The 15592-nt window shown below is 55.7% G+C and carries 15 protein-coding genes; 11 read left to right on the top strand and 4 right to left on the bottom strand.

The features are described from left to right. Window positions 1–205: 205 nt before the first annotated feature. From flgN to flgA, 3 genes are all read right to left on the bottom strand, one after another. Window positions 206–637 carry a flagellar export chaperone FlgN gene (gene flgN / locus AC790_RS05090; RefSeq protein WP_007885821.1) on the bottom strand — a complete coding sequence of 144 codons (432 nt, stop codon included), beginning with the start codon at window positions 635–637 and terminating at the stop codon, window positions 206–208. A 5-nt stretch (window positions 638–642) separates the two neighbouring features. Then, complete coding sequence (flgM, locus tag AC790_RS05095; RefSeq protein ID WP_007885819.1) at window positions 643–948, bottom strand: flagellar biosynthesis anti-sigma factor FlgM; 306 nt, start codon at window positions 946–948, stop codon at window positions 643–645. A gap of 105 nt (window positions 949–1053) precedes the next feature. After that, on the bottom strand, window positions 1054–1713 hold the full coding sequence (flgA, locus tag AC790_RS05100) for a flagellar basal body P-ring formation chaperone FlgA (RefSeq protein ID WP_007885817.1): 660 nt from the start codon (window positions 1711–1713) through the stop codon (window positions 1054–1056). A gap of 153 nt (window positions 1714–1866) precedes the next feature. On the opposite strand from flgA, the gene flgB reads away from it, so the two are divergent. From flgB to flgL, 11 genes are all read left to right on the top strand, one after another. Then, the gene (gene flgB, locus AC790_RS05105; protein WP_007885812.1) at window positions 1867–2280 is read left to right on the top strand and encodes a flagellar basal body rod protein FlgB; all 414 of its coding nucleotides are present in this window, start codon (window positions 1867–1869) and stop codon (window positions 2278–2280) included. A 2-nt stretch (window positions 2281–2282) separates the two neighbouring features. Then, window positions 2283–2687: a flagellar basal body rod protein FlgC gene (gene flgC, locus AC790_RS05110; RefSeq protein ID WP_049851089.1), complete on the top strand. Its 405-nt coding sequence runs from the start codon at window positions 2283–2285 to the stop codon at window positions 2685–2687. A 12-nt stretch (window positions 2688–2699) separates the two neighbouring features. Next, entirely contained in the window at window positions 2700–3374 is a 675-nt protein-coding gene (gene flgD, locus AC790_RS05115; protein WP_049851090.1) for a flagellar hook assembly protein FlgD, read from the top strand. A gap of 25 nt (window positions 3375–3399) precedes the next feature. Next, entirely contained in the window at window positions 3400–4620 is a 1221-nt protein-coding gene (gene flgE / locus AC790_RS05120) for a flagellar hook protein FlgE (RefSeq protein ID WP_049851091.1), read from the top strand. Between the two features lie 20 nt (window positions 4621–4640). Beyond that, window positions 4641–5399 (top strand): flagellar basal body rod protein FlgF, encoded by a 759-nt coding sequence (locus AC790_RS05125; protein WP_007885802.1) that lies wholly within the window; start codon window positions 4641–4643, stop codon window positions 5397–5399. Between the two features lie 17 nt (window positions 5400–5416). After that, complete coding sequence (flgG, locus tag AC790_RS05130; RefSeq protein WP_007885801.1) at window positions 5417–6199, top strand: flagellar basal-body rod protein FlgG; 783 nt, start codon at window positions 5417–5419, stop codon at window positions 6197–6199. A gap of 63 nt (window positions 6200–6262) precedes the next feature. After that, entirely contained in the window at window positions 6263–6973 is a 711-nt protein-coding gene (locus AC790_RS05135) for a flagellar basal body L-ring protein FlgH (RefSeq protein WP_049851092.1), read from the top strand. Between the two features lie 12 nt (window positions 6974–6985). Next, complete coding sequence (locus tag AC790_RS05140) at window positions 6986–8092, top strand: flagellar basal body P-ring protein FlgI (RefSeq protein WP_007885796.1); 1107 nt, start codon at window positions 6986–6988, stop codon at window positions 8090–8092. Beyond that, complete coding sequence (gene flgJ, locus AC790_RS05145; protein ID WP_049851093.1) at window positions 8092–9033, top strand: flagellar assembly peptidoglycan hydrolase FlgJ; 942 nt, start codon at window positions 8092–8094, stop codon at window positions 9031–9033. The genes AC790_RS05140 and flgJ overlap by 1 nt, the downstream gene beginning before the upstream one ends. Window positions 9034–9152: 119 nt before the next feature. Then, window positions 9153–10799, top strand: a complete 1647-nt coding sequence (gene flgK, locus AC790_RS05150) for a flagellar hook-associated protein FlgK (protein WP_049851094.1) — start codon at window positions 9153–9155, stop codon at window positions 10797–10799. Window positions 10800–10818: 19 nt separating this feature from the next. After that, complete coding sequence (gene flgL / locus AC790_RS05155) at window positions 10819–11781, top strand: flagellar hook-associated protein FlgL (protein ID WP_049851095.1); 963 nt, start codon at window positions 10819–10821, stop codon at window positions 11779–11781. Between the two features lie 277 nt (window positions 11782–12058). Here the strand turns inward: flgL and rne are convergent, their stop codons facing one another. Beyond that, the gene (rne, locus tag AC790_RS05160) at window positions 12059–15364 is read right to left on the bottom strand and encodes a ribonuclease E (protein WP_049851096.1); all 3306 of its coding nucleotides are present in this window, start codon (window positions 15362–15364) and stop codon (window positions 12059–12061) included. Window positions 15365–15592 lie beyond the last annotated feature (228 nt).

The raw sequence follows: 15592 nt of genomic DNA on the forward strand, positions 1-15592 counted from the left end.
TTGTCCCGGCTGAGCCTTTTGCCCGCGTCCTGCGGGCAAATGCTGGCTTCCTTTCTCCTTCAGCGCTGTGGATGCCTGCCCAAAATAATCGCCCGACTGCTATTTATCTCTCATGCGTTCTGTCTAAAAGCAAAACAAAAAGGCCGCCATCCCGCAAGATGGCAGCCTTAATCAAACCCGCAATATTACGCCACGAACAGCGTTTTTACCCTTTACGACTTAAGGTCGCCTGACCTTTACCTAAACCATCCGGGCCGTAAAATGCCTGAGTTTGATGGGGTCGCAACACCGCCAGGGCTTCATTGGTGAAGCCAATCTGATGCTGCAGCAGAATCCCGTTATGCGTGTTGGTATCACGCAGGCGGCGCGTATGCTGCTGAATGCGTGTCCAGCGGATCTCGCGTTCACTGTGATCACCATAGGGCGCCTGCGTACCAAGGGTTTTCTCGGTATTACGGCGCATTTCGTCCAGATAATTCAACGTCGTCAGCAGCGCGCTTTTATCTTCGGAAATACGCTGCAGCATGTTGCCATTAACCTGGCCGGCAGAAAGTTGCTGCTGCTCCTCATCCATTATCACGGTAAGGGAAGCCAGCACGTCCTGCATTTTATCTAAGGTGATCAGCAGATTGTCCATTGGGATTAGTTACCCTCTAAATACGCCTTGGTATCGGCGATCAGCGCATCGGCGATCTTACCGGTATCCATTTTCAGTTCGCCATTACGAATGGCCGTTTTCAGCTGCTCAACGCGCGCTGTATTAATATCTTTGCTGCCAGGCTGCATCAGCTGCGCCTGCGCAGTGCTCAACTTCACTTCCGCACCGCTTTCGCTGGTAGTGCTGGCTGCTGGCGTGGCGCTCTGGCGCACTTTGCCGCTGTTATCGTTGTTGTCGCGTGTTTGAACAGTGCTAACCGGGTTAGTAGGCTGCGTTCTGTCGATGCTCATGGTAAGGCTCCTGTAAGGTCAGTTGGGGGTCAGCCAACTGAGTCAGCATAGGGTAATGTCTTTGTTGATATCTCTATCGGCAGAACAACAGGGTTCTTTAACGCTTTATAGCGATATCAGAATATTCCCATCCGCGTCGACGCGACCACTGACAACCTGACCATTTCCCATCCTCACGCGCACCATTTGGGCCGCGCTGGCGTTGTTCAGCGCACGTCCTTCGCTGCTGGCATTAAACCCGTTTCCGCTCGCCACCACCATCACATTTTGACCGGCTTTCACCCGCCACGGCTGACGCACCATGGTCGCGGTCACGGGTTGTCCTGGCGGGATATCGCGCAGCGCTACCGCATCAATGACGCCGCTGCTATCCATCAATGCGCGTGCCGGCAATTCATCCAGGCGGCCGGTTTCCAGACGCACGTCCGCCGGGCTGAGATTGCTGCCGCGCGCTACCTGACGGCTCGCCACCAGATATTGGCCGGTGACCTGCACCTGCACCTGCAAGAAACGCCGATTTTGATCGCAGTTGGCGGCGATGCTGATGTTGCCCCACTGGCGGCTGTTGCCCGGCAGCTGCAACTCCGGGGTTTCACAGCTTGGCCATTGCGCCTGCGGTGTACGCACCACCACCGTCATACCGGCGGCATGTTGCGGGTCGCGCGCTTTAAAAAATTGCGTCAACTGTGCGGTGAGATCCGCAGCATGACTGGGTAGCGCCAGTGCCAGCCAAAGTGTGGTTAGCAAGGTGGAATATCTGCGCATAACGCCTCCTGACGAGAAGATGGCACTGAGTCTACGCCTTGCGCAAAAAAATCAATGTCAAAAATAGCCGTCATTTTTGCTGCTATTCAGACGATCACCCTTGCTTTTGTCCACTTAAGCTGTCAGCTCGAAATTCTCATTCGCGGAGGAAGCATGCTCGACAAACTCGATGCCGCGCTGCGATTTGGTACTGAAGCGTTAAACCTACGTGCTCAGCGTCAGGAAATTCTGGCGTCAAACATTGCCAACGCCGATACCCCGGGTTACCAGGCCCGGGATATCGACTTTGCCAGCCAACTGAGCAAGGTGATGCAAAACGGTCGCGCCGAAGGCAGCAGCCTGGCGCTGAATGTGACGTCCTCACGCCACATTGAAGCGCAAACCAACTCTCAGCCGTCACTGGATCTGATGTACCGCATTCCCGATCAACCCGCCGCGGATGGCAACACCGTGGATATGGATCGCGAGCGTACGCAGTTTGCTGATAACAGCCTGAAATACCAAACCGATCTCACCCTCATCAGTAGCCAGATCAAAGGCATGATGAGCGTACTGCAGGGGCAATAAGCATGGCATTGCTGAATATCTTTGATATCGCCGGTTCTGCGATGACAGCGCAATCTCAGCGCCTCAACGTCAGCGCCAGTAACCTGGCGAACGCCGACAGCGTAACCGGGCCCGATGGCCAGCCGTACGTGGCAAAGCAGGTGATTTTCCAGACCGATGCGGCGCAGGGCGCAGCTACCGGCGGCGTGAAAGTCGCCGGCGTGGTTGACGATCCGACACCGGCAAAACTGGTGTATGACCCAGGCAATCCGATGGCGGATCAGAAAGGCTACGTCAAGATGCCGAACGTTGACGTCGTGTCTGAGACCGTTAACACCATGTCAGCGTCGCGCAGCTATCAAGCCAACGTGGAAGTGCTGAACACGGTGAAGTCAATGATGATGAAAACCCTCACCATGGGTCAATAACGGAGAGACATGATGGGCATTGCAGTAGGTGTTAACGAGTCACTGGACCCCACGGTACTGAGCTCCTCCAGCAGTTCGAGCACGGGTAACAGCGCGCAAGATTTGCAGAATCAGTTTCTGACCATGCTGGTGACGCAGCTGAAAAACCAGGATCCCACCAATCCGATGGATAACAGCCAGCTGACAACACAGCTGGCACAGATCAATACCCTGAGTGGCATTGAAAAGCTGAATACCACGCTGGGTTCAATTTCCGGACAGATTAGCTCAAGCCAATCGTTGCAGAGTGCGACCCTGATTGGCCATGGCGTAATGGTCAAAGGAAGCCAGGTTCTGGTGGGCAGCGGCACTACCACGCCATTTGGTGTGGAGCTTGGCAGCGCATCCACCGCCACAACCGCCACCATTAAAGATGCCAGCGGCACCACGGTTCGTACCATCGATTTGGGCGCATTGACCGCGGGCGTGCATACCTTCTCTTGGGACGGCACCCTGACCGACGGCAGCACCGCGCCGGATGGCAAATATACCGTTTCACTGGCCGCCAGCAATGGCAGCACCCAACTGGTGGCACAACCGCTGAACTATGCCTACGTCAATGGCGTGAGCACCGTGGATGACACCGCAAAACTGGATCTCGGCACTATGGGCTCCGCAACCCTCGATGAAATTCGTCAGATTCTCTGATTAACCTTTTAGCAGGAGAAATACTATGTCTTTTTCACAAGCGGTGAGTGGTCTGAGTGCTGCTTCCAGTAACCTCGACGTCATCGGTAACAACATCGCCAACTCCGCCACAGCCGGTTTCAAATCCAGCACCATCTCGTTTGCCGATATGTTTGCCGGTTCAAACGTCGGCATGGGTACTAAAGTTGCCGCGGTAATCCAGAACTTTAACGACGGTACCACCACCACCACCAGTCGTGGTCTGGACGTGGCACTGAGCGGTAACGGCTTCTTCCGTATGACCGATACCAGCGGCGCGGTTTACTACTCGCGTAACGGCCAGTTCACGCTGGATGAAAACCGTAATCTGGTGAATACCCAAGGCTTATCCGTCACCGGTTATCCGGCAACCGGCACGCCGCCAACCATTCAGACCGGTGCTAACCCGGTGGCGCTGAGCGTACCGACTACCCAGATGTCAGCCCGTGCCACTGGCACCGCGACGCAGGTGGCTAACCTGAACTCCACCAGCACCGCGCTGGATGACACTAAATTCGATGCCTCTAACGTGGATACCTATAACGCTAAAAGCACCGTGACCGTGTATGACTCGCAGGGTAACGACCACGCGCTGGATTTGTATTACGTCAAAACCGCGGATAATACCTGGTCGGTGCATGCTATTGACTCCACCACCGGTAAAAGTGCGGGTGATTTTGCAGCGGGCTTCGACGCCAGCGGCAATATGACCAGCCTGGGCGGCACGGCTGGCGCAACCAGCGTAAATCTGACCATTGATGGTAGCAACGGCGCAGCTGCGGGGCAGGTTATCTCCCTGAGTATGGCCGGCAGCCTGCAGCAGAACACCGGCACCACCACCTTTGGTAACCCAACGCAAGATGGTTACGCACCGGGCGATCTCACCAGCTACGCCATCAATGATGACGGCACCATCACTGGTACCTATTCCAACCAGAAAACCCAACTGCTGGGTCAGGTTGTGCTGGCTAGCTTCTCCAACCCGGAAGGCCTGAAGTCAGAAGGCGACAACGTCTGGTCCGCTACCAGCTCTTCAGGTCAGGCTGCTATCGGTTTAGCCAACACCGGCACCTACGGTTCCCTGACGGCAGGCGCGCTGGAAGCATCCAACGTCGATATGAGCCAGGAACTGGTCAACATGATCGTGGCCCAGCGCAACTATCAGGCTAACGCCCAGACCATCAAAACTCAGGACCAGATTCTTAACACCCTGGTTAACTTACGTTAATTCGCTAACGGGATTGCTTTATGGATCACGCAATATATACCGCGATGGGCGCGGCCAGTCAGACACTGGATCAGCAATCGGTTACCGCCAGCAACCTCGCCAACGCCTCAACGCCGGGCTTCCGTGCTCAGCTCAATGCGTTGCGCGCCGTGCCGGTCAGTGGCTGGTCGCTGCCGACGCGTACCCTGGTTGCCGCTTCAACGCCGGGCGCTGATATGTCGCCCGGCGCGATGGACAACACCGGCCGTGCGCTGGATGTGGGCGTACAGCAAGACGGCTGGCTGGCGGTGCGTACCGCTGACGGTTCTGAAGCTTATACCCGCAACGGCAACATGCAGATCAGCTCAACCGGTATTTTGACCATTCAGGGCAATCCCGTGATGGGCGATGGCGGTCCAATCGCCATACCGCAAGGCTCCGAACTGACGATTGCGGCAGACGGCACCATCACCTCGCGTAACGCCGGCGATGCGCCTAACGCCACGGTACAGATTGGCAAACTGAAGTTGGTACGTGCCACTGCCAAAGAGTTACAGCGCGGTGATGACGGCATGTTCCGCCCAACCCAGCAAGCGCAGGCCACGCGCGGTGCCGCATTGGCCAATGATGCCACGGTGAGCGTTATGCCTGGCGTGCTGGAGGGCAGTAACGTCAAGCCGGTGGAAACCATGGTCGATATGATCGCCAACGCCCGACGTTTTGAGATGCAGATGAAAGTGATCTCCAACGTCGATGAAAACGAACAAAAAGCTAACAGCTTGCTCAACATGAGCAGCTAAGGCGTAAGGAAAACACCATGATTCGTTCTTTATGGATCGCCAAAACCGGTCTTGACGCTCAGCAAACCAATATGGACGTCATCTCCAACAACCTCGCGAACGTGAGCACCAACGGCTTTAAACGTTCGCGCGCGGTATTCGAAGATTTGATGTACCAAACCCTGCGTCAGCCGGGCACGCAGTCGTCGGAGCAAACCACGCTGCCGTCAGGTCTGCAGATCGGTACCGGTGTGCGTCCCGTCACCACCGAACGTCTGCATCAGCAGGGTAACCTGTCGCAGACCAGCAACTCGAAAGACGTGGCGATCAACGGCCAGGGTTATTTCGAAGTGCAGATGCCGGATGGCACCTCAGCCTATACCCGTGATGGTTCGTTCCAGGTGGATCAGAACGGCCAGCTGGTCACCAACGCCGGTTATCCGGTGCAGCCGGGCATTACCATTCCGGCCAATGCCACCAGCATCACCATCTCGCGTGATGGTGTGGTGAGCGTGACGCAGCAGGGCCAGACTAACCCGGCGCAGGTTGGTCAGCTGACGCTGAGCACCTTCATGAACGATGCCGGCCTGAATAGCCAGGGTGAAAACCTCTATCAGGAAACCCAGGCATCGGGCGCAGCCACGCAGAGCACGCCGGGTCAGAACGGCGCGGGCTTGCTGTATCAGGGTTATGTGGAAACCTCGAACGTCAACGTGGCGGAAGAGCTAGTTACCATGATTCAAACGCAGCGCGCTTACGAGATTAACAGCAAGGCGATCAGCACCTCCGATCAGATGCTGGCGAAGTTAACCCAGCTATAAGGCTGGTGTCGTTGGGCCAGCTTAGCTGGCCTGATTAAGCAACATGAATAAGGTCAGAACTCCGTGGCGAAGCAAGTGATTCTCAAGCCTGGTCATTGGTTGGTAGCCACGCTGCTACTCACTCTTAACGGTTGTGTGCTGGTACCGCGCACGCCACTGGTACAAGGATCGACAACGGCTGAGCCGACGCCATCCGCACCGCCGGTGGTGAACGGTTCCATTTTTCAGGGCGTCGCACCGCTGAACTACGGCTATCAGCCGCTGTTTGAGGATCGCCGTCCACGCAATATTGGCGACACATTGACGATCACCTTGCAGGAAAACGTCAGCGCCAGCAAAAGCTCCTCCGCCAACGCCAGCCGCGATGGCAGCAACAGTTTAGGCGTCACGGGCGTGCCAACCGGTCTGAGTGGCCTGCTGGGTGCGAGTGGCGAAAAAGCCACGCTTGATGCCAATGGCAAAAATGACTTCGCAGGTAAAGGCGGCGCGACCGCGAATAACACCTTTACCGGCACCATCACCGTCACCGTGAATCAGGTGTTGTCGAACGGCAACCTGCGCGTAGTGGGTGAGAAACAGATCGAAATTAACCAGGGCACCGAATTTATCCGGTTCTCCGGTGTGGTAAATCCGCGCACCATTAGCGCCAGCAACGCTGTGTTATCTACACAGGTGGCCGATGCACGTATTGAGTACGTCGGAAATGGTTATATCAATGAAGCGCAGACGATGGGCTGGTTCCAGCGTTTCTTCCTGAACGTCTCGCCGATGTAAGAGGTAGTAAGAATGACTATGACGACTCTGCTCCGCCTGAGCCTGGGCTTGCTGCTCGGTTTCAGCGTAATGGCACATGCTGACCGCATCCGCGATCTCACCTCGGTGCAGGGCGTGCGCGATAACCAGCTGATTGGTTACGGTTTGGTGGTGGGCCTCGACGGCACCGGTGACCAGACTACGCAAACCCCATTTACCACGCAAACCGTTAGCAACATGCTCTCGCAGCTCGGTATTACGGTACCTGCGGGTACCAACATGCAGCTGAAAAACGTGGCGGCGGTGATGGTCACCGCCAAGCTGCCGACGTTTGCGCGTCAGGGGCAAAACATCGACGTGGTGGTTTCCTCGCTGGGTAACGCCAAAAGTTTGCGCGGCGGTACGCTACTGATGACGCCGATGAAAGGCGTCGATAACCAGGTGTATGCGCTGGCGCAGGGCAACATTTTGGTCGGTGGTGCCGGTGCATCGGCCGGCGGCAGCAGCGTGCAGGTTAACCAGCTCAACGGTGGCCGTATTACCGGCGGCGCTACGGTGGAGCGTGAACTGCAGAGCAACTTCGGTAGCCAGAACACCATTAACCTGCAGCTGAATAATGAAGACTTCAGCATGGCGCAGCGTATCGCCGACGCGATCAACAGCCGTGGTATCGGCTCGGCGCAGCCGCTGGATGCGCGCACCGTGCAGATTCGCGTCTCACCAAATAACAGTTCGCAGGTACGACTGCTGGCAGAGATTCAGAACCTCGATGTTTCGGTACCGCTGGAAGATGCCAAGGTGATTATCAACTCACGTACCGGTTCGGTGGTGATGAATCGCGAAGTGACGCTGAACACCTGTGCCGTAGCGCAGGGCAATCTGTCGGTTACCGTCAATCAGCAGCAGAACGTCAGTCAGCCTGATACGCCATTGGCCGGTGGTCAGACCGTGACGACCAACAATACCCAGATCGATCTGCGTCAGAGTGGTGGCGCGCTACAGCGTGTGAACTCCAGCGCCAACCTCAATAACGTGGTGCGTGCGCTTAATGCGCTCGGTGCATCGCCGATTGATCTGATGTCGATTCTGCAATCGATGGAAAGCGCAGGTTGCTTACGCGCCAAACTGGAAATTATCTGATGACCGACACGCAATCGCTGATGAATGCGGCCTATGACAGCCGCTCACTGAACGACCTAAAACGTGAAGCCGCCGCCGATCCGAAAGGGAAGGCGATGCAGGTGGCAAAGCAGGTTGAAGGGATGTTTGTGCAGATGATGATGAAGAGCATGCGCGCAGCGCTGCCGCAGGATGGCATGCTGAGCAATGACCAGACGCGGCTTTTCACCTCAATGTACGATCAGCAGATTGCGCAGGAGATCGGGAAACGCGGGCTGGGGATGGCGGATCTGATCGTTAAACAGATGCAGCCCGCGCAGGAGCCAGACGAAACGGCGGGCACGGTGCCGATGAAGCTGGATAACAGCTTCATTTATAGCAATCTGCCCTCCAGTCAGCTCGAGCAGATGGTGCGTAAAGCGGTGCCACGTCTGCCAGTTTCACCGAGCAGTTTGCCCAGTGACAGCAGCGACTTTATCGCGCAGCTGGCGCAGCCTGCTCAGGTTGCCAGCCAGAAGAGTGGTATTCCGCATCACCTGATTCTGGCGCAGGCCGCGCTGGAATCAGGCTGGGGCCAGCGTCAGATTCTGACGCGCGATGGCAAACCGAGTTACAACGTGTTTGGCATCAAGGCGAGCGGCGACTGGAAGGGGCAAACCACCGATATTATGACCACGGAATATGAAGGCGGCGAAGCGAAAAAAGTGCGCGCCAGCTTCCGTGTCTATGGTTCGTATATGGAAGCGCTCAGCGACTACGTCAAACTGCTTTCCAGTAATCCGCGTTATGCCGCCGTGGCGAATGCGCCAAGCGCCGAGCAGGGCGCCCGTGCTCTGCAGGCCGCCGGTTACGCCACCGATCCTAAGTATGCGCAAAAATTGGTGGGAATGATCCAACAATTCAAAAACATGGGCGAAAAAGTGGTGAAGGCGTACAGCAACGATATCACCGATTTGTTCTGATTTTTGCCCTCAAGTTTCACTTAAGCACGCCGATAACAATCACATGCCGCGGGCGTTCTCCGCCCGCGCAATCGCACTGATGACTGCCAGCCCGGTTAACGGGAAATTAAGGAACCGAGATGTCCAGCATAATTAACTCAGCGATGAGTGGGCTGAGCGCCGCACAGGCTGCATTAAGCACCACCAGTAATAACATCAGCAATTACACGGTAGCGGGCTATTCGCGTCAGACTATTTTGTTAAGCCAGGCCAACAGCACGCTCTCCGGCAGCAGTTACTACGGAAATGGTGTCAACGTGACCGGCGTCCAACGTGAATACGATCAGTTCATTACTGCACAGCTGCGCGGCTCAAGCGCCAACTACAGCGCGGTAAACACCCAGTACTCGCAGATCTCCAATATTGATGATTTGCTGTCAACCTCGACCACCAGCCTGTCGACGTCGATCCAGAACTTTTTCACCAATGTGCAGAGCGTGGTGAGCAACGCGGACGATCCGTCGGCACGCCAGTCAATGCTGAGTTATGCGCAAGGCCTGGTTAACCAGTTCCAGACCACCGCGCAGTATCTCAACAATATGCAGAGCAGCGTCAATACCGACATCGGCTCCAGCGTTGACCAGATTAATACCTATACCAAACAGATCGCCGATCTTAATACGCAGATTGCGAAGCTGACCACCGGCGGTGGCGCGGCGCCTAACGATCTGCTCGATCAGCGCGATCAGTTAGTAAATAACCTGAATAACGTGGTTGGCGTCAGCGTGTCGCAGCAGGATGGGAGCTATGTGGTTTCCATGGGCAGCACCACGCTGGTTAACGGCAAAAACACCACGCAGCTGGTGGCAATGCCATCCAGCAGCGATCCTTCGCGCACCACTGTGGGCTATGTCGATAAGCTGGCGGGTAATGTCGAAATTCCGGAAAAAACCCTGACCACCGGATCGCTAGGCGGTTTACTGGCATTCCGTACTCAGGATTTGGATACCGCACAGAATCAGCTGGGCCAACTGGCTGCTGCATTCACCACCAGCTTCAACGCGGTGCAGACTCAGGGCTACGACAGTAACGGCGACAAGGGTACCGATTTCTTCACCATCGGTAGTCCTACCGTGGTCAGCAATAGCAAGAATACCGGCAGCGCAACCGTCAGCGCCGTCTGGTCTGACAGCAGTGCGTTAAAAGCCTCGAACTACACCGTGAGCTATGACGGCAGCAACTGGTCTGTGACGCGCATGTCGGACAACGTGAAAATTACCCCGACGCAGGGAACAGATGGCAGCGGCAATACCACATTGAGCTTTGATGGTCTCGATCTCACTGTGAGCGGTAGCGCGAGCGCAAAAGATAGTTTCCTGGTGAAACCGGTACAGAACGTGATCGGTGGCATGACGGTGGCGATTACCGATGAGTCGCAAATTGCAGCAGCCTCGTCAGCCACCAGCGGCGAAAGCGATAACACCAACGCGCAAAAAATGCTGGATCTGCAGGACGCTAACCTGGTCAACGGCAATGCCACCATTGCTCAAGCCTACGCCAGTATCGTGAGCACCGTGGGTAACAAAACCAGCTCGCTGGAGACAGCCAGCACCACTCAGGAAAACGTGGTCAATCAGTTAACCGATCGTCAGCAATCCGTATCGGGCGTTAACCTTGATGAAGAGTACGCCAACCTGACCAAGTATCAGCAATTTTACATGGCAAATGCGCAGGTGCTGCAAACAGCGAGCACCATTTTCAGCGCGCTGATGAACATCCGCGGCTAAGCAGAGAGGATAAAAGTCCATGCGTTTAAGTACTAATATGATTTTTAACCAGCAGGTACGCGGAATTACCGATTCCCAGGCTTCCTGGTTAAAAGTGGGTGAGCAGCTTTCGAGCGGCCTGCGCGTTAACAATCCCTCTGACGATCCGATTGCTGCTTCACGTTCGGTCGTGCTGTCGCAGTCACAGGCAAAAAGTAGCCAGTATGCCACCGCGCGCAGCTTCGCCGATCAGAGTCTATCGATGGAAGAGAATGCGCTCTCCAGTGTCACTGGCAGCATTCAGGATGCGCAGACGCTGATTGTTTATGGTTCTACCGGTACGCTGAGTGATGATGACCGCGCGTCGATTGCCACCCAGTTAGAAGGCATCCGTTCGCAGTTACTCAACCAGGCAAACAGCCAGGATGGCAACGGCCGCTACATTTTTGCCGGCTACAAAACCGATACGGCACCTTTCACGGATTCTGGCACCGGCGTGACCTATACCGGCGGCAACGAGGCCATTTCGCAGAAAGTGGATTCCAGCCGCACGATGACAGTGGGTGATACCGGCGACTCGGTCTTTATGTCGATCACTGGCAACGCAAAAGCCGAGCCTAACGGCGATCCTAGCGAAACCAACCTGTTTAATATGCTGGATAGCGCAATTGCCGCTTTAAAAGTCCCGCAGGATAACGCTGATGATGCCACTAAACAGACCTTCCAGGATGCACTGGACAAGACTAACCGTGGCTTGAGCAACTCACTCAACAATGTGTTGACCGTGCGCTCTGCCGTGGGAACCAAGCTGGCTGAACTGGATACGCTGGATGCGCAGGGCGACGATCGTGACACCATTATGGCGTCGCAGATGAGTGACCTGGTTGAAGTGGACTACACCTCGGCGATCTCCAGCTACACCATGCAGCAGACGGCCTTGCAGGCGTCTTACAAGACCTTCACCGATATGTCGCAGATGTCGCTGTTCCAGCTTAATTCGTAATTGATCTGAACCTTTGAGCGTACTTTAACCGGGTGCGCTTAGTTTCTCCCACCGCCTTTCGGGGCTGTGGGATTTTTTTTGCCTGCTGCTCGGGTAGCCATAAAGGGCGTCATGCCGCTCACTCAGGCAATAATTGGGTGCGCATGAATGCTTACCCCACAAAAACCCAGCTAAATAAACATAGGGTGTCTTTCATGGCATCAATCTAACGCCGTCAATCGCAGGCAATAAAAAACCCCGGACTGGCCGGGGTTCGATTTTACTGACTTGCTAACGCTTAGGCGCTTTCCGGACGGGTAGCCGGAGCGGTTGCCTGATGCGTTGCGCTGTGACCACCTGCAGAACCACGACCTTCGAAGCCAAACGCGGGACGAACCCAATCGCTATGACGAGCCGGTTCAGGTTCCCATGCCGGTGCCGGTGCTTTGGTCATCGGGGCGGTAGCATGATGTTTGAAGCGCGTTTCAACGGTCGTTACCGCAGTGTCACGTGCCGCAACCGGCGCATGCGGTTCCGTTACCGGTGTGACATCAGCTTCTGCAGCCACTGGCGCAGCCAGTACTTCTTCAACCTGTGCTTCCACTGCTGGCGAAACATCAGCCGGCGCCTGCTCAACAACGTCAGCCACTGCGCTAACTTCAGGCTGCGCTTCTTCAACGCTGGCCGCCGGTTCCGCTTCAGCTGCGGTTTCCTGCGCAACTTGTTCATCAGCAGCAGAAATCACTGATGGTTCTTCGTTGACGGGCGCTGCAATCGGCGTGACGTCATCAGTATTCACTACCGGCACCTCAGTGTGCGCCTGCGGTTCAACCTGATGCACGGCTTCTTCAGCGGCAACCTGCTCAACGGCCGGTTCAACAGCAGCGGGTTCAACCGTAGCGGTTTCAACAGTAGCGGTTTCAGCCACGGCGGCGGCGGTTTGTTGATAGCCGTAATCCGACACTTCATGCATGGCATCTTGCGTGGTGTACTCTTCCTGCGCTTGCGCAACCGGGTAAGAAATCCACACTTTACCGGATGCCATTTCTGGCGAAGCTGCAGCAGACTCCAGCGGCATTGCAGACTGCGTTGGGTAACGCTCGTCACGATAACGACGACGACGCTGGCCGCTTACGCGCAGGTGACGCGGTGAACGACGTGAACGACGCGGCATATTGGCGCTGTCACGGTTCTCGCTATCATCTTGCTCGTCATTGCTGGCTTCCGGATGTTCGATGTACTGAGCACGTGGTGCAGTTTCAGCGGCGGCTTCATGCACAACTGGCGCAGGCGCTTCAGCGGTGACTTCACCGGTATCGCCCACACGTACGCGTTGTGACAGCTGACGCTGTTTACGACGCGGCATCACCTGTACACGCTCTTCTTCCTGCGCAACATTTTCGTCTACGACGTCAGCCTGAACGACCGGTTCAGCGACTTTCTGATCCTGCTGCTGAGTGCGTTTTTCTTCCTGACGACGACGCTGGCGATCGGCACGCTGTTCGCGGCGCTGTTGCTGCTGCTCATCACGTTGCTCAAGTGCTTCATCGCTCAGTACAGGACGCGCTTCACGCGGTTCGTTCTGACGCTTGTTGCGACGATTGTCCTGATTGTCACGCGGTTCGCGGGCTTCACGTGGCTCACGTGCTTCGCGCGGCTCGCGTGGTTCACGCGCTTCGCGACCTTCACGCCCCTGACCATTCTCGCCATTACGCGGTGTGCGCTCACGACGATTATTACGACGGTTGTTATTGTTGCGACGCTCGCCACGCTGTTGCGTATTTTCCGCTTCAACAGCCGCTGGCGTCTCTTGCTGAGTTTCAGCCGGAGCCGCAGCAGGCGTATCGCTGGCAAACAGTTTCTTCAAGCCGTTCAGCAGGCGGGCAACGAAGCCGGTGCTGGTCACTGCAGGTGCGGCAACAGCAGGTTTGGCTTTCGCTTCAACGGCTGGCGCTGGCTGTGTCTCTTTAACCACTTCAACCGGTGCTGGCGGCGCATCTGGCATCGCGAAGGCGGCCAGGGCTGGCTGCTCCGGACGACGACGCTCCGCGTGCTCTTCTTCAGAAGGCAGCGCCATTTCCGCTTCGTGCAGTTTTGGCAGATGGTAGCTCAGGGTTTGCGTCTCTTCACCGGTGCGGACACGCAGTACAGAGTAATGTGGCGTTTCCATCTGATCGTTTGGCACGATGATGGCACGCACGCCGCCCTGACGTTTCTCAATGGCGCTCACCGCATCACGTTTTTCGTTCAGCAGGTAAGAGGCCACCGGAACCGGCACGATCGCATGCACTTCTTTGGTGTTGTCTTTCAGCGCTTCTTCTTCAATCAGACGCAGAATAGATAGCGACAGCGATTCGTTATCACGGATGGTGCCGGTACCGCTACAGCGTGGGCAGACGTGATGACTGGATTCACCCAGTGACGGGCTGAGGCGCTGACGCGACATCTCCAGCAAACCGAAGCGTGAAATGTGGCTAATCTGGATGCGTGCACGATCCTGACGCACGGCTTCACGCAGACGGTTCTCGACGGCACGCTGGTGACGCACTGGCGTCATATCGATAAAGTCGATAACAATCAGGCCGCCGAGATCGCGTAGACGCAGTTGGCGAGCGATTTCATCGGCCGCTTCCAGGTTGGTATTAAACGCGGTCTCTTCGATGTCACCGCCGCGCGTAGCACGTGCGGAGTTAATATCAATGGCGGTCAGCGCTTCGGTGCTATCGATAACAATCGAACCGCCTGACGGCAGGCGCACTTCACGCTGGAAGGCAGATTCAATCTGCGATTCAATTTGGTAATGGCTGAACAGCGGGATTTCACCGGTGTACAGTTTGATTTTGCTGCTAAAGTCGGGACGGCCTAGCGCAGCAATGTGCTGACGCGCCACTTCCAGAACTTTCGGGTTATCGATGAGGATTTCACCAATATCCTGACGCAGATAATCGCGGAAGGCGCGGACGATAACGTTGCTCTCCTGATGAATCAGGAAAGGTGCTGGGCGGCTGTCTGCCGCTTTCTTGATTGCTTCCCAGTGCTTCAGACGGAAGCTGAGATCCCACTGCAGCGATTCGGCAGATTTACCGACGCCCGCGGTGCGAACAATCAGACCCATGCCATCTGGAAGTTCCAGTGCGGAAAGGGCTTCTTTCAACTCGGTACGATCGTCACCCTCAATACGGCGAGAAATACCGCCAGCACGTGGGTTGTTCGGCATCAATACCAAATAGCTACCGGCCAGCGAAATAAAGGTAGTCAGTGCTGCTCCTTTATTACCGCGCTCCTCTTTATCAATCTGAACGATAACTTCCTGACCTTCACGCAGCACATCTTTAATATTCGGACGACCATGTGCGTTGTAGTTGGCCGGGAAGTATTCGCGGGAAATTTCTTTCAGAGGGAGGAAACCGTGACGTTCAGCACCGTAATCGACAAACGCAGCTTCAAGGCTGGGCTCAACGCGGGTGATTTTACCTTTGTATATGTTGGCTTTTTTCTGTTCGTGTCCAGGACTTTCAATATCCAGATCGTACAGACGTTGTCCATCAACCAGGGCAACGCGCAACTCCTCCTGCTGAGTTGCGTTAATTAACATTCTTTTCATCGTGACTTACTCGTTATTCTCACATGAGTGATGTAGCTGCGGGCATCGTTACCCTGGACGAGAATCAACCGATGACCCCGTGTCTTAATGCACAGACGTCAACCTCACGGTTGTCGGCGGCTAAAGGGGCGCAAATCTTGTCGGTGGCCTGTTTTTCATAAGGAAATCCAGCGCCTGAAGGTGGAAGTGTTACAGAGTATTCAAAAATCCACTCATCCTAGTCTGTCG

The sequence above is a fragment of the Pantoea sp. RIT-PI-b genome, assembly GCF_001187905.1.
Classification (GTDB): Bacteria; Pseudomonadota; Gammaproteobacteria; order Enterobacterales; family Enterobacteriaceae; genus Pantoea; species Pantoea nemavictus.

What these genes read in the sequence shown, in the direction of transcription:
- flgN (WP_007885821.1), bottom strand. Translation starts at nt 637, where the DNA reads ATGGACAATCTGCTGATCACCTTAGATAAAATGCAGGACGTGCTGGCT.
- flgM (WP_007885819.1), bottom strand. Translation starts at nt 948, where the DNA reads ATGAGCATCGACAGAACGCAGCCTACTAACCCGGTTAGCACTGTTCAA.
- flgA (WP_007885817.1), bottom strand. Translation starts at nt 1,713, where the DNA reads ATGCGCAGATATTCCACCTTGCTAACCACACTTTGGCTGGCACTGGCG.
- flgB (WP_007885812.1), top strand. Translation starts at nt 1,867, where the DNA reads ATGCTCGACAAACTCGATGCCGCGCTGCGATTTGGTACTGAAGCGTTA.
- flgC (WP_049851089.1), top strand. Translation starts at nt 2,283, where the DNA reads ATGGCATTGCTGAATATCTTTGATATCGCCGGTTCTGCGATGACAGCG.
- flgD (WP_049851090.1), top strand. Translation starts at nt 2,700, where the DNA reads ATGGGCATTGCAGTAGGTGTTAACGAGTCACTGGACCCCACGGTACTG.
- flgE (WP_049851091.1), top strand. Translation starts at nt 3,400, where the DNA reads ATGTCTTTTTCACAAGCGGTGAGTGGTCTGAGTGCTGCTTCCAGTAAC.
- AC790_RS05125 (WP_007885802.1), top strand. Translation starts at nt 4,641, where the DNA reads ATGGATCACGCAATATATACCGCGATGGGCGCGGCCAGTCAGACACTG.
- flgG (WP_007885801.1), top strand. Translation starts at nt 5,417, where the DNA reads ATGATTCGTTCTTTATGGATCGCCAAAACCGGTCTTGACGCTCAGCAA.
- AC790_RS05140 (WP_007885796.1), top strand. Translation starts at nt 6,986, where the DNA reads ATGACTATGACGACTCTGCTCCGCCTGAGCCTGGGCTTGCTGCTCGGT.
- flgJ (WP_049851093.1), top strand. Translation starts at nt 8,092, where the DNA reads ATGACCGACACGCAATCGCTGATGAATGCGGCCTATGACAGCCGCTCA.
- flgK (WP_049851094.1), top strand. Translation starts at nt 9,153, where the DNA reads ATGTCCAGCATAATTAACTCAGCGATGAGTGGGCTGAGCGCCGCACAG.
- flgL (WP_049851095.1), top strand. Translation starts at nt 10,819, where the DNA reads ATGCGTTTAAGTACTAATATGATTTTTAACCAGCAGGTACGCGGAATT.
- rne (WP_049851096.1), bottom strand. Translation starts at nt 15,364, where the DNA reads ATGAAAAGAATGTTAATTAACGCAACTCAGCAGGAGGAGTTGCGCGTT.